The 14,483-nt window shown below is 69.9% G+C and carries 10 protein-coding genes and 1 pseudogene; 8 read left to right on the top strand and 3 right to left on the bottom strand.

The window, feature by feature from the left end:
- Positions 1-60 precede the first annotated feature (60 nt).
- From LJ657_RS09795 to pgi, 8 genes are all read left to right on the top strand, one after another.
- A complete protein-coding gene (locus tag LJ657_RS09795; protein WP_232648033.1) occupies positions 61-3,015 on the top strand; it encodes a M14 family metallopeptidase in 2,955 nt (984 codons plus the stop codon).
- 228 nt (positions 3,016-3,243) lie between these two features.
- The gene (gap, locus tag LJ657_RS09790; protein WP_057618359.1) at positions 3,244-4,254 is read left to right on the top strand and encodes a type I glyceraldehyde-3-phosphate dehydrogenase; all 1,011 of its coding nucleotides are present in this window, start codon (positions 3,244-3,246) and stop codon (positions 4,252-4,254) included.
- A 129-nt stretch (positions 4,255-4,383) separates the two neighbouring features.
- Complete coding sequence (locus LJ657_RS09785) at positions 4,384-5,595, top strand: phosphoglycerate kinase (RefSeq protein ID WP_232648032.1); 1,212 nt, start codon at positions 4,384-4,386, stop codon at positions 5,593-5,595.
- 6 nt (positions 5,596-5,601) lie between these two features.
- Positions 5,602-6,378 (top strand): triose-phosphate isomerase, encoded by a 777-nt coding sequence (tpiA, locus tag LJ657_RS09780; protein ID WP_232648031.1) that lies wholly within the window; start codon positions 5,602-5,604, stop codon positions 6,376-6,378.
- A 108-nt stretch (positions 6,379-6,486) separates the two neighbouring features.
- Entirely contained in the window at positions 6,487-6,723 is a 237-nt protein-coding gene (gene secG / locus LJ657_RS09775; protein WP_232648030.1) for a preprotein translocase subunit SecG, read from the top strand.
- 211 nt (positions 6,724-6,934) lie between these two features.
- Positions 6,935-7,270 (top strand): RNA polymerase-binding protein RbpA, encoded by a 336-nt coding sequence (locus LJ657_RS09770; RefSeq protein ID WP_003976875.1) that lies wholly within the window; start codon positions 6,935-6,937, stop codon positions 7,268-7,270.
- 132 nt (positions 7,271-7,402) lie between these two features.
- Positions 7,403-8,671 (top strand): MFS transporter, encoded by a 1,269-nt coding sequence (locus LJ657_RS09765; RefSeq protein WP_232648029.1) that lies wholly within the window; start codon positions 7,403-7,405, stop codon positions 8,669-8,671.
- Positions 8,672-8,727: 56 nt separating this feature from the next.
- Complete coding sequence (gene pgi, locus LJ657_RS09760) at positions 8,728-10,407, top strand: glucose-6-phosphate isomerase (protein WP_232648028.1); 1,680 nt, start codon at positions 8,728-8,730, stop codon at positions 10,405-10,407.
- A gap of 105 nt (positions 10,408-10,512) precedes the next feature.
- On the opposite strand, the gene LJ657_RS09755 is transcribed toward pgi, so the two are convergent.
- The 3 genes and pseudogenes from LJ657_RS09755 to LJ657_RS09745 form a co-directional block, all read right to left on the bottom strand.
- Complete coding sequence (locus tag LJ657_RS09755) at positions 10,513-13,155, bottom strand: ABC transporter permease (RefSeq protein WP_232648027.1); 2,643 nt, start codon at positions 13,153-13,155, stop codon at positions 10,513-10,515.
- A 39-nt stretch (positions 13,156-13,194) separates the two neighbouring features.
- Positions 13,195-13,851, bottom strand: a pseudogene (locus tag LJ657_RS09750) (ABC transporter ATP-binding protein); the annotation flags it as partial.
- Positions 13,852-13,943: 92 nt separating this feature from the next.
- Positions 13,944-14,459: a PadR family transcriptional regulator gene (locus LJ657_RS09745; RefSeq protein WP_232648025.1), complete on the bottom strand. Its 516-nt coding sequence runs from the start codon at positions 14,457-14,459 to the stop codon at positions 13,944-13,946.
- Positions 14,460-14,483: the final 24 nt, after the last annotated feature.

The raw sequence follows: 14,483 nt of genomic DNA, 5'->3' as shown, positions 1-14,483 counted from the left end.
TGAAGTGGCATGAGCCTGGCAACAATTCGTCGCCGTGACGAAGGACTGCTAGGGGGGTTCATGAGACACAGAGCGAGATCGATCCTCGCTGTCGGCGCGCTCCTGCTGGGCGGAGCGAGCCTCGCACCCATCGCCCAGGCGCAGAACGGAAGTTCGCAAGGATCCGACCCGGGCGAGGTCAAGGTCTACCGCGCCGACGTCACCGCCAAGCAGGTACCCCTGCTGCTGGCGGCCGGACAGGACGGCCGCGAACTCGGCGACCAGGTCCCGGAGAAGGGCACCGCCTCGGTCGAGGTCTACCTCACCGGCCAACAGGCCCACAAGCTCGAGAAGCAGGGCGTCGACCTCACCGAGCACACTCTTTCGGCCAAGGCCGTGAAGCGCGTGGACGCCGCCGACCAGGGGGTGTTCCGCCCGTACGGCGGAAGCGGCGGCCTCAAAGAGGAGATCGTCAGAACCGGGCAGGAGAACCCCGGCCTCACCAAGGTCGTCTCCATCGGCAAGACCGTCAACGGACAGGACATCCTCGCCCTCAAACTGACGAAGGACGCGAAGAAGTACAAGGACGGCTCGAAACCCTCCGTCCTCTACATGTCCAACCAGCACGCGCGCGAGTGGATCACGCCGGAGATGACCCGCCGGCTGATGCACTACTACCTGGACCACTACAAGACGGACCGACGCATCAAGAAGATCGTCGACTCCACCGAACTGTGGTTCGTGATCTCGGCCAACCCCGACGGCTACGACTACACCTTCAAGGACTCCAGCACCCGCCTGTGGCGCAAGAACCTGCGGGACGTCAACGGCGACGGTGTCATCTCCACCGGTGACGGCGTCGACCTCAACCGCAACTTCGCCTACAAGTGGGGCTACGACGACGAGGGTTCGTCCCCCAACCCCACCAGCGAGACCTATCGCGGCGCGAGCCCCGGCTCCGAACCCGAGACCAAGGCGCTGGACGCCTTCGAGAAGCGCATCGGCTTCACGTACGGCATCAACTACCACTCCGCCGCTGAACTCCTCCTGTACGGCGTCGGCTGGCAGGTGGCCACCCCGACGCCCGACGACGTGGTCTACAAGGCCCTCGCCGGTTCGCCGGACAACTCCGCGATCCCCGGCTACCGCCCGCAGGTCTCCTCCGAGCTGTACACCACCAACGGCGAGGCGGACGGACACGCGGCGAATGTCAACGGCATGTCGATGTTCACCCCGGAGATGTCGACCTGCCAGACCGCGTCGAACATCGACCCGAACGACCAGTGGAACGCGGCCGACTGCCAGTCCGTCTTCAACTTCCCGGACGACGAGAAGCTGATCCAGCAGGAGTTCGAGAAGAACATCCCGTTCGCGCTGTCGGTCGCCGAGACCGCCCCGCATCCCGACACGCCGTCGTCCTCGCTCGGCCTGACCGCCGCCGACTTCACCCCGGCCAAGTTCGCCACCTCGTACTCGCGCGGCGCCGACCAGGAGGTCTCCGTCGTCATACGCAAGGCCGTGCGCGACAAGGAGCTCAAGTACCGCGTGAACGGCGGCCGTACGGAGGACCTGGCGCTCAAGGCTTGGAAGGGCGGCGAGACCTACGGCGGCGACGACAACCTGCACTTCGACGAGTACCGGGCCAAGGTCAAGGACGGCGACCCGGGCGACAAGGTCGAGGTGTGGTTCACCGGTGCGACGAAGGGCGGCAGGAAGGTCTCCAGCGAGCACTTCACCTACACCGTCGCCCAGCGGCCCAAGGCGGACACACTCGTCGTCGCCGAGGAGGGCGCGGCCGCCACGCAGGCGCAGACCTACGTGGACGCGCTGAAGGCCAACGGCCGCAAGGCGATCGTCTGGGACGTCGCCACCCAGGGCGCGCCCGATGCGCTCGGTGTGCTGAAGCACTTCAGGACGGTCGTTCACTACACCGGCGCGAGTGTCCCCGGCAACGCCACGCAGCTCCAGCTGCGCGCCTACCTCAACGAGGGCGGCAAGCTGATCGAGGCGGGCGAGCAGGCCGGCGGCAACGTCGACCTCGGCGGCGGCACCCTGTCGAACGACTTCAGCCAGTACTACCTGGGCGCCTACTCCCGTACGTCGACCCCCGGCGCCACCGGCTTCACCGGCTCCGGCGAGCTCGACGGCTTCAGCGGGGCCCTCGGTGCCGCCACCGGCAACCCGCTCGACAAGGCGGGCACCTACGGCGTCACCTCGGACACGCTGCCCGCCGACAAGTACCCGCAGTTCGCCAGCGCGGGGGCGGGTCAGTTCGCCGGGACCGTCAACCCGTACGGGCCGTACGCCGGCTCCTACATGGCGGCCGCCGTCCACACCGACGACGCCTACAAGCGCCTCACCCGCACCATCGACCTCACCGGTGTCACCGCGTCCCAGCAGCCCACCTTGCGCAGCCAGTTGCTCTGGGACACCGAGCCCGGCTACGACCACGTGATCGTCGAGGCCCACACCACCGGCGCCGACGACTGGACGACCCTCCCGGAGAAGGGCGGAGCGACCAAACAGACCGTACCGAGCGAGTGCGGGGCGGGCTTCCTGGTGAACGAGCACCCGTGGCTCAAGCACTACCTCACCATCGCCGGCAACGACTGCACCCCGACCGGCACGAGCGGTTCCTGGAACAGCCTCACCGGCGCCTCCAACGGCTGGCAGCAGGTCAACTTCGACCTGAGCGCGTACGCCGGCAAGTCCGTCGAGGTCTCCCTCAGCTACGTCACCGACCCGGGCACCGGCGGCCACGGCGTCCTCGCCGACGACGCCTCGCTCGTCGTGGGCGGGACGCCGACGCAGACCGAGGGCTTCGAGACGTCACTCGGGGCCTGGAGCGTTCCCGGACCGCCCGCGGGCAGCCCGGCCGTCCTCAACGACTGGGCGCGCACCGGAACGCTGTTCAGGACATACGGAGCGATCACCACCGACCGGACCGTGCTGCTGGGCTTCGGCCTGGAGCACGTCACCGCGGCGGCAGACCGCAACGCCCTCGTCAAGAAGGCGCTTGCGGCCCTCGACGGGTGAACACCTCGGTCAATGATGACCAGCTCTCCGTAGTCAAAAGGAGTGAGTAGATCTTTCGACCCGGGCGGTCCGTACCCCTACTGGCGGGTACGGACCGCCTGCCCGTGTATGCGGCATCTCGATGTCACCACGGGGCTCTCAGGGAGGTAGGGTCGGGGTTGGTCGGGGACATCCCAAACAGAGCTCGCCGGCACCGCATGGCCGGCGTACCAACGAGGAGATCGGTTCGTGACGATCCGCGTAGGCATCAACGGCTTCGGTCGTATCGGTCGCAACTACTTCCGCGCACTGCTGGAGCAGGGTGCAGACATCGAGATCGTGGCTGTCAACGACCTGGGTGACACCGCGACCACCGCCCACCTGCTGAAATACGACACCATCCTGGGCCGCCTCAAGGCCGAGGTGTCGCACACCGCCGACACGATCACCGTCGACGGCCACACCATCAAGGTGCTGTCCGAGCGCAACCCCGCCGACATCCCGTGGGGCGAGCTGGGCGTCGACATCGTCGTCGAGTCGACGGGCATCTTCACGAAGAAGGCCGACGCCGAGAAGCACATCGCCGGCGGCGCCAAGAAGGTCCTCATCTCGGCTCCGGCCAAGGACGAGGACATCACCATCGTGATGGGCGTCAACCAGGACAAGTACGACGCGGCCAACCACCACGTCATCTCCAACGCCTCCTGCACCACCAACTGTGTGGCGCCGATGGCGAAGGTTCTCGACGAGAACTTCGGCATCGTCAAGGGCCTGATGACGACGGTCCACGCGTACACCAACGACCAGCGCATCCTGGACTTCCCGCACTCGGACCTGCGCCGCGCCCGCGCCGCCGCCGAGAACATCATCCCGACCACCACCGGTGCCGCGAAGGCCACCGCCCTGGTCCTCCCGCAGCTCAAGGGCAAGCTGGACGGCATCGCCATGCGCGTCCCGGTCCCGACCGGTTCGGCCACCGACCTGGTCGTGACGCTGCAGCGCGAGGTCACCAAGGACGAGGTCAACGCCGCGTTCAAGAAGGCCTCCGAGGACGGCGACCTCAAGGGCTACCTGTCGTACACCGAGGACCCGATCGTCTCCTCGGACATCGTCAGCGACCCGGCCTCCTGCACCTTCGACTCCTCCCTGACCATGGTCCAGGAGGGCAACTCGGTGAAGATCCTCGGCTGGTACGACAACGAGTGGGGCTACTCCAACCGCCTCGTCGACCTCACGGTCTTCGTCGGCAACCAGCTCTGATCTGATCCGCGGAGCCGGCAACTCGATGTGAACAGGGCTCGGGCAGCGCAGGGACGCGCCGCCCGGGCCCTGACTCGCGTACGGATCAGCTCTCGTACGATCAGAGCAGCCCTCACCAGGAGTCCTCACATGAAGACGATCGACGAACTTCTCGCCGACGGCGTGGACGGCAAGCGGGTCTTCGTCCGCGCCGACCTCAACGTGCCGCTCGCCGACGGCCTCATCACCGACGACGGCCGCATCCGCGCCGTCCTGCCCACCGTCAAGGCCCTCGCGGACGCGGGCGCCAAGGTGGTCGTGGCCTCGCACCTCGGCCGCCCCAAGGGCGCGCCGGACCCTGCCTTCTCCCTGCTTCCGGCCGCCGAGCGGCTCGCCGAACTCCTGGGTGCCCCCGTGGCCTTCGCCCAGGACACGGTCGGTCCGGCCGCCCACGCCGCCGTCGACGGCCTGGAGCCCGGCCAGGTCGCGGTCATCGAGAACCTGCGTTTCAACGCCGGCGAGACCTCCAAGGACGACGCCGAGCGCGGCGAGTTCGCGGACCGGCTGGCCGCCCTCGCAGACGTCTACGTCGGCGATGGCTTCGGCGCCGTGCACCGCAAACACGCCTCGGTCTTCGACCTCCCGGCGCGTCTGCCGCACGCCGCCGGCTACCTCATCGCGAACGAGGTCGCCGTCCTCAAGAAGCTGACCGAGGAGGTGCAGCGGCCGTACGTCGTCGCCCTCGGCGGCGCCAAGGTCTCCGACAAGCTCGCCGTCATCGACCAGCTGCTCGGCAAGGCCGACCGTCTGCTCATCGGCGGCGGCATGGCCTATACCTTCCTCAAGGCCAAGGGCCACGAGATCGGCAAGTCGCTCGTCCAGGAGGACCAGATCCCGGCGGTCCTCGAGTACATCGAGCGCGCCGAGAAGACCGGCGTCGAGCTGGTGCTGCTCGTCGACACCGTGGTCGCCCCCGCGTTCCCGGACCTGAAGACCAAGGCCCCGGCCGACGCCACCACCGTCGCCGCGGACGCGATCCCGGCCGACCGGATGGGCCTGGACATCGGTCCTGAGTCCAACAAGCTGTACGCCTCGAAGATCACCGACGCCGCCACCGTCTTCTGGAACGGCCCGATGGGCGTCTTCGAACACCCCGAATTCGCCGAGGGCACCAAAGCGGTCGCCCAGGCTCTCCTCGACTCCTCGGCCTTCACGGTCGTCGGCGGTGGCGACTCCGCCGCGGCCGTACGCCTGCTGGGCTTCGACGAGAACGCATTCGGCCACATCTCGACCGGCGGTGGCGCCTCCCTCGAATACCTCGAGGGCAAGACGCTCCCCGGCCTCGCCGCACTGGAGGACTGACCCTTTATGAGCACCCGCACGCCGATCATGGCGGGCAACTGGAAGATGAACCTCAACCACCTCGAGGCCATCGCACACGTCCAGAAACTCGCCTTCGCCCTCGCGGACAAGGACCACGAGGCCGTCGAGGTCGCCGTCCTGCCGCCCTTCACCGACCTGCGCTCCGTGCAGACCCTGGTCGACGGCGACAAGCTCAAGATCAAGTACGGCGCCCAGGACATCTCGGCGCACGACTCCGGTGCCTACACCGGCGAGATCTCCGGCTCGATGCTGGCCAAGCTGAAGTGCACCTACGTGGCGATCGGCCACTCCGAGCGCCGCCAGTACCACGCCGAGACCGACGAGCTGGTGAACGCCAAGGTCAAGGCCGCCTACAAGCACGGCCTGACCCCGATCCTGTGCGTCGGCGAGGAGCTGGAGGTGCGCGAGGCGGGCAACCACGTCACGCACACGCTCGCCCAGGTCGAGGGCGGTCTCAAGGACCTCCCGGCCGAGCAGGCCGAGACCGTCGTGATCGCCTATGAGCCCGTCTGGGCCATCGGCACCGGCAAGGTCTGCGGCGCCGAGGACGCCCAGGAGGTCTGCGCGGCCATCCGCGGCAAGATCGCCGAGCTGTACACCCAGGAGCTGGCCGACCAGGTCCGTATCCAGTACGGCGGCTCCGTCAAGTCCGGCAACGTCGCCGAGATCATGGCGCAGGCCGACATCGACGGCGCCCTGGTCGGCGGCGCCTCGCTGGACGCGGACGAGTTCGTCAAGATCGTGCGCTTCCGCGACCAGTGACACGAGCTGGGAGTATGCGGTAGCGGCGATACGTCGTACCCTTGCGGGGGCGCAGCTTGGTGGCTGTGCCCCCGTCGTCCATCCGAATCCGAGGAAGTTGGTCCAGCCGTGGTTTTGGGGTTCTCGATCGCCCTGATCGTCTTCAGCCTGCTGCTGATGCTGCTGGTGCTGATGCACAAGGGGAAGGGCGGCGGCCTCTCCGACATGTTCGGTGGCGGCATGCAGTCGTCCGTCGGCGGCTCCTCGGTCGCCGAGCGCAACCTCGACCGGATCACCGTGGTGATCGGTCTGCTCTGGTTCGCGTGCATTGTCGTACTCGGCATCATCACAAAGACGAACAGCTGAGCAGCGACGCACACAGCACGTACATTCCGCACGTAAGGCCCCATGTTCGGTACGCGCAGCTGAGCGCGGCCTATCATGGGGCTTGCGTCTAGGTGTGGGGGGTGTAACTCCAATCACTGGACGCGCGTTGGGCCTTACGTAGACTGAGGCGCTCGCAACGAAGCGAAACGCCGACTCGCTTCGCGGCACCATCACGCAGGGAGTTACGACCGTGGCAAGTGGCAACGCGATCCGAGGAAGCCGGGTCGGGGCGGGGCCGATGGGCGAGGCCGAGCGCGGCGAGTCCGCGCCGCGTCTGCGCATCTCCTTCTGGTGCTCGAACGGGCACGAGACGCAGCCCAGCTTCGCCAGCGACGCGCAGGTTCCCGAGACCTGGGACTGCCCGCGCTGCGGCTTCCCCGCCGGACAGGACCGGGACAACCCGCCGGACCCGCCGCGCACCGAGCCCTACAAGACGCACCTCGCGTACGTACGGGAACGGCGCAGTGACGCGGACGGCGAGGCGATCCTCGCCGAGGCGCTCGCCAAACTGCGGGGCGAGATCTAGGAGTTGAGAGCCGGCCGGGCACCGAGGGGTGTCTGGCCGGAGCTGTTTCGTACCCGGCCTCCGGCCGCCTCCGGGCCGATTGTCAGTGGTGCCCTCTACGGTTTGTGTATCGGCGAATCGTGAGGGGGACTTGTGGCGGCGGTCGAGGGGGTGCGCAGTCCTGCGCCCGCGTGGCGCGGGGGGTTCGGGCGGCTGTGGACGGCCGCGGTGGTGTCCCGGTTCGGAGACGCGCTGCGGGGTGCGGCGCTGCCCCTGCTCGCCGCTTCCCTGACCGACCGCCCCCTGCTCATCGCGTCCGTGACCGCCTGTGGCTATCTGCCCTGGATCGTCTTCGGACTGCTCGGCGGCGCGGTCGCGGACCGGGTGGACCAGCGGCGCGCCATGTGGACGGTGGATGCGGTACGAGGGCTGCTCGTCGCCGCCTTCGCCGTGGTCGTCGCGCTCGGCCACGCCTCGATCGCGCTGCTCATCGCGCTCGCCTTCGTGCTGACCACTCTCCAGACGCTCTTCGACAACGCTTCCACGGCCCTGCTGCCCGCCCTGGTGGACCGTGAGGCCCTCGGCAGTGCCAATGCCCGGCTGATGACGGGACAGCAGATCGCGGGCGGCCTGATAGGGGCACCGGTGGTGCCGCTGCTGCTCGCCGCGGGGGCCGCCGTTCCCTTCACGGCCGACGCCGGGACCTTCCTCGTGGCCGCTGCGCTGGTCGCCTCGCTGCGTACCGTGGCCCCCGAGCGCGGGCCGAAACCGGCGGGCAGCACCCTGCGCCGGGAGATCGCGGAGGGGCTGCGCACCCTGTGGCGCGACCGGGCCCTGCGCGGACTGTGCGCCGCGACCGCCCTGTGCAACATCGGCATGGGTGCTCTCATCGCCACCCTGGTCGTCCTGGTGACCGGCTGGCTGGACGCCGGCACCACCGGATACGCGGCGGCCACCACCGCCTACACCGTCGGCGGCCTGGCCGGGGGAGTCGTGAACCGGCAGGTCACCGCCCGACTCGGGCCCATGCGGGCCGTACTGCTCGCCGGCCTCGTGCAGATAGGCGCCCTCGTCGTCATGGGCGGCGTGCGCAGCCTGACCGCGATGGCGGCAGCACTCGCGGTGTTCGGCTTCATGGGAATGGTGTGGAACGTCAACACGACCACGCTGATGCAGCAGCGCACCCCCGCCGACCTGCTCGGCCGGGTCAGCTCCGCCTTCCGTACCCTGGCCGTCGCCGGGGCTCCGGTGGGCGCGCTGCTCGGCGGCGCGGTCGCCACCGCCTGGGGGCTGAACACGCCGGCCCTGCTCACCGCAGCCTTCTTCGTTCTGTCGGTCCTCGCCCTGATACCTGCTCGCAAGCCGGACGTACCTGTGGTTGCGCCGCACGGCGACACCACGACCGCTCATGTCACGCGCTGATCAACTAGGTTGGGACCGGCAGCGGGGCAAGGCAGGAGAGAAGGCTGAAGTCCGAAATGAACGCAGACGTCCGTAACAGGCTCAACCAGACGCCCGAGTGGACCGCGCTGGCCAAGCACCGTGAGGAGCTCGGCGAAGTGCGGCTGCGGGACCTGTTCGCCGCCGACCCGGGACGCGGCACCGGGTACACGCTGCAGGTCGGTGACCTGTACATCGACTACTCCAAGCACCTCGTCACCGACGAGACCCTGCGGCTGCTGCGCGAGCTGGCCGCCGCCACCGACGTGTTCGGCCTGCGGGACGCCATGTTCCGCGGCGAGAAGATCAACACCACCGAGGACCGTGCCGTACTGCACACGGCGCTGCGCGCCCCGCGGGACGCGGTCGTCGAGGTCGACGGCGAGAACGTGGTGCCCCAGGTCCACGCCGTCCTGGACAAGATGAGCGACTTCGCCGAGCGGGTCCGCTCCGGCGCCTGGACCGGCCACACCGGCAAGCGCATCAAGAACGTCGTCAACATCGGTATCGGCGGCTCCGACCTTGGCCCGGCGATGGCGTACGAGGTGCTGCGCAGCTTCACCGACCGCGACCTCACGGTCCGCTTCGTGTCGAACGTCGACGGCGCCGACCTGCACGAGGCCACCCGCGACCTGGACGCGGCGGAGACCCTGTTCGTCATCGCCTCCAAGACCTTCACCACCATCGAGACGATCACGAACGCGACCTCGGCGCGCGAGTGGCTGCTCGGTGAGCTGAAGGCCGGTCAGGAGGCCGTCGCCCAGCACTTCGTGGCGCTGTCGACGAACGCCGGCAAGGTCTCCGACTTCGGCATCGACACGGCCAACATGTTCGGGTTCTGGGACTGGGTCGGCGGACGGTACTCGTACGACTCGGCGATCGGGCTGGCGCTGATGATCGCCATCGGCCCGGACCGTTTCCGGGAGATGCTCGACGGGTTCCGGCTGGTGGACGAGCACTTCAGGTCGGCGCCCGCCGAGTCCAACGTGCCGTTGCTGCTGGGCCTGCTGGGTGTCTGGTACGGCAACTTCCATGACGCCCAGTCGCATGCGGTGCTGCCGTACAGCCACTACCTCTCCAAGTTCACCGCCTACCTGCAGCAGCTGGACATGGAGTCCAACGGCAAGTCCGTGGGCCGGGACGGACAGGAGGTGGACTGGCAGACCGGGCCCGTGGTGTGGGGCACGCCGGGCACCAACGGCCAGCACGCCTACTACCAGCTCATCCACCAGGGCACGAAGCTGATCCCGGCGGACTTCATCGGGTTCGCCGAGCCGGTGGCCGAGCTGGGCGACGGGCTCAGGGCACAGCACGACCTGCTGATGGCGAACTTCTTCGCGCAGACGCAGGCCCTCGCCTTCGGCAAGACACCGGACGAGGTGCGGGCCGAGGGCGTGCCGGAGGAGCTGGTGGCGCACAAGACGTTCAAGGGCGATCACCCGACGACGACGATCCTCGCGCGCGAGCTGACGCCGTCCGTGCTCGGCCAGTTGGTCGCGCTGTACGAGCACAAGGTGTTCGTGCAGGGCGCGGTGTGGAACATCGACTCCTTCGACCAGTGGGGCGTCGAACTCGGCAAGGTGCTGGCCAAGCGGGTGGAGCCCGCGCTGACCGAGACGTTTACATCAGCCGCTGCCGCGGCGGGGTCGGTGGCGGGTCTGGACGAGTCCAGCAAGGCGCTGGTCGCCAAGTACCGGGAGCTGCGGGGCCGGGTGTAGCACGGCCGCTACGGGTGCGGGAAGTAAGCGGTGCGCGGCCGTCCGCTTCTGTCGCCGTACAACCCGCAGGATCTTCAAGGCAGTTGGCGGGCGGCGCTGCCCCGGTCAGGCCACCGCGCTGAGTGTGTCCGCGAGCCGTCGTCCTGCCGCGCGTGCCGCCGGGAGGGCGGCGAGTGCGGCCGCGCCCAACACCGCTGCGGCGCCGAACAGCACGAGCAGTACCGGCGACGGGCTCTGGGCGATCCCCGCGCCGATGCCGCTCGATCTGCCCTGGGAGTTGATCAGCCAGTGCGCGAGGGGGGTGCCCAGGGCCGTACCGGCGAGGACGGCGGCCAGGGCGGTGCAACCGGTGGCCGTGACGGTGATGGCGGTGATCTGGCGCGGCGACAGACCGATGGCCTTGAGGGCGAGCAGGTCGCGTTCGCCCTCGCGGACGGTGCCGCCGATCGCGGTGAGCAGTTCGACGAGCCCGATGAGGGCCAGGACGGCGATCAGGCCGACGACGACCGAGCGCAGGGGCGAGAGCCCGTCGGCCGGGTTGGCCACGGCGTGCACGTCGAGCCGGCCGTGCCCGGCGGCGGCCAGCCGGCCGGCGACCGCGTGCGGGTCGGCGCCGGGGCGCAGGCGGAGCTGGTAGAGGGTCGGGGTGAGGCGCGGGTCGTTCTCGCGGAGGGTGTCGAGGGAGGTGGAGATGACCCGGCCGGCGTTCTCCGGTTCGATGCTGCGGCCCACGATGTGCAGGATCTGCGGCTGGTCGCCGACGGTCATCCGTACCCAGTCGCCGACGCGGACGTCCAGCAGGTCCAGGAGCCCCTGCCCGGCCACCGCCTCGTCGCTGCCGTGCGCGGGCCGGCCCTCGGCGAGGGTGTACGGGTAGGGGTTCCGGCTGGTGCCGAGCCCGCGCAGGGCGATCGTGGCCGTCTGGCCCGGGACCAGGGCGGCCACCTCGACACCCGGGTAGGCGGCGGCGACCCGCGGATCGCGCCGCAGCAGTGCGCGGGCGTCCCGGTCGCTCAGACCGGCGTCGGCGTGGACGGTGAGCGCGGCCGGGAGCCCGATCTGCTCGGGCCTGCTGTGGAAACGGTCGATGGTGGTCCAGGCACTCATCGCCACGACGATCAGCAGCAGCGGCAGGGCCAGCCGGGCCACGGTGGCCAGGGACCGCAGCCGACGGACGAAGGCCGTGTGCCAGCCCAGTACCAACGCGGGCGGCACACCGAGACCGAGCGCCCGCCGGGCCAGGGCGGAGAGGTGCCCGCCGGAGGGAGCGGTGCGGCGCAGGCTCGTGGTGCGGCGCGTGGGGCCGCCGGGTTGCCGGGCCACCGAAGCCGCGGGCCGAGGGCTCGACGCCCCTCGCGCCGAACCCGCCGAGGGGTGCTCCGCCGCAGCGGTGGGCCGGGGCCCCAGGACCCGCCGGGCCGTCTCCAGCAGCCCCGTGTCTCCAGCAGTCGCAGGCCGGGGGGCCGCCGAGTCCAGGGTTGGGGAAGGGGGAGTCGCATCGGCTGGAGCTTCGGAACGCGGGCCGGGTGATTGTCGCGCTTCCTCGGGCAGGCGGCGGCCGGGCGGTGGGGCTGCGGGTTCCAGTCCCAGCGCTCGCCGGGCCAGACCGAGTCCTCCGCCCCGCGCCCCCGCAGGCCGTGCCAGCGGAACCGGTGGTACGCGGCCCGCTCGCCAGGCTGCGAGGGCCGTTGTGGCGCCGATGAAGAGCACTGCGCCCGCCGGGACGGCGAACAGGGTCGGTGTGTGGCCGGGCAGGCCCTGCCACACACCGAGGGCGTCTCCGAGGCGGCCCGGGAAGTGGCTGCCCAGGGCCTGGGTGAGCGTTGCCGCGGCTGTGGCGCCGAGGACTGCGTAGGCGATGTGCTGGAACAGGAACACACGGACGACCTGGGCCGGGGTGAAACCGATCGCCTTGAGGACCGAGATGTCGCGGAGGTGGCCGCGGATGCGGGTGGCGATCGCGCCGTGGACGGCGAGACCCGCGGCCACCAGTGCGCCCAGGCCGAACAGCCCCAGTACCTGGCCCAGCAGCCGGTTGTCGCCCTGGGCCTCGGCGCGGGCCTGCTGCCAGGTGGAGACCTCACCGATGGCGCCGGCGCCGAGGACGGTGACGGCGCGCTGGACGGCGTAGTCCGTGTCCTCGGGGTCGGTGAGGCGCAGGCCGATGACCTGGCCGGTGGGGTGGGGCACGGCGGAGGGGAGGGCCCAGACCAGGCCCGGCTGTTCGTTCGCGCGGTAGCGGGGCTCCGCGCTGTCGGCCACGCCCAGCACGGTCACCGCCCGTGCCGTGCCCGGCAGTGTGAGTGTGTCGCCCGGTTCGGCGAGCAGGGCGCGGGCGAGGCGGCTCTCCAGGACCACGCCGTCGGGAGTGGCGGGGTCCAGCCAGTGCCCGGTGGTGAGCAGGGGGCGGCCGACGGTCGGCCGCTCGGGCGTCGCGCGCAGTTCGACCGAGGCGCGGGTGCCGCGTGAGGCGAGAGTGGCGATGGCGGTGGGGTAGGGGCCGGCGACGGACTCCACGCCGTCCAGGCCCGCCAGCTTCCCCACCTGGGCGGACCTGTCCGTGTGGATCCAGACGTGGGCGCCGCGCTCCTGGGTGAAGATCCGCTGCCAGGGGTTGGTGGCATACCCGAACAGGGCCGTGGCCAGCAGTAGCGACACGACGATCCCGGCGGTGGCGAGGACGAGGAACAGCGCCTCGCCCCGGTGCGTGCGCAGATCGGAGTGCGCCCAGCGCAGGGTTGCTCGCATACGGCTCAGGCCTTCCGGGGATCGTCGTACACCCGCATGTCAGTCCCTGAGCTCCAGAACCCCGGATATCCCGCCCTTGCGGGACGCCCCGGTGCCGTCCAGCTCCGCGTCGTCGGCGATCCGGCCGTCGAAGAAGCTGATCACACGATCCGCGGCGCTGGCCAGCCGGGCGTCATGGGTGACCAGCACGATGGTCTGGCCGCGCTGGTGGAAGCGGGACAGCAGCCGCATCACCTCACGGGTGCCCTTACTGTCCAGGCTGCCCGCGGGTTCGTCGGCCAGAAGGAGGGGCGGGTGGTTGACCAGGGCCCGGGCCAGTGCGACCCGCTGCTGCTCACCGCCGGACAGCTCGCCCGGCATGCTCCGCTCCTTGCCGCCCAGCCCCAGTTCACCGAGCAGCTGCTCCCGCTCGGTCCGCGCCTGCTTCGGGGTGCACCCCGCGAGGAGCGCCGGCAGCTCCACGTTGTCGGCGACCGACAGATTGGAGACCAGATTGAAGAACTGGAAGACGATCCCGATCCGCTTCCTGCGCTCCACCGCCCAGCGCGCCTCGCTCCACGCGTCGGTGCGCTCACCGTCCAGCCGGATGCTGCCGCCGTCCGGCCGCTGCAGGCCGCCCAGCAGATGCAGCAGCGTCGACTTGCCGGCACCGGACGGACCGGTGACGGCCACGAACTCGCCCTGCCGGACACAGAGATCGACCCCGCGCACGGCATGCGCCGGGGCGCCCTCGCCGTAATGCGTCTTGACCAGGCCTTCCGCGTGCAGCACGGGAGCGGGACTGTCGCTCACTCGAGCTCCTCCAGCTCTTCCTGGCACCGTTCCAGCCAGTCGAGGTCGGCCTGCAGGTGCAGCATCGCGCCCTCGATCAGCAGATGGGCGATGCGGTTGTCGCGGTCTTCGGCGGCGGCCAGCTTCGACAGGTCGCGCATGGTGTTGAGGTACTGGCGCCGCTGCTTGTTGATCAGGGCGATCTGCTCGGCGAGACCGGTCCGCGGAGCGAGCGCCAGCTTCATGAAGAACTCGTCCCGTACTCGCGGCTCGTCCTCGGGCTCCTCGAACCAGGCGCGCAGCGCCTCCCGCCCGGTGTCGGTGAGGTGGTAGACCTTTTTGTTGGGCCGGCTCGACTGCTCGACGTCCTCGCCCTCGATCAGCCCTTGCTTCTCGAGGCGGCCGAGGGTTACGTAGATCTGGCCGACGTTCGGCTGAGGGTACGCGGACCCCAGCAGTTGCTCAAGGTCCTGCTTGAGCTCGTAGCCGTGGGCCGGGCCGCGTGCCAGGAGAGCCAGGAGGGGCAGGCGCACTCGTGCTGTCCTCCTGTCCGGTCA

The sequence above is a fragment of the Streptomyces guryensis genome (assembly GCF_021261325.1).
GTDB lineage: Bacteria > Actinomycetota > Actinomycetes > Streptomycetales > Streptomycetaceae > Streptomyces > Streptomyces guryensis.
Note: the sequence above shows the minus strand (reverse complement) of the source record. Positions and strands in the feature narration are given on the sequence as shown.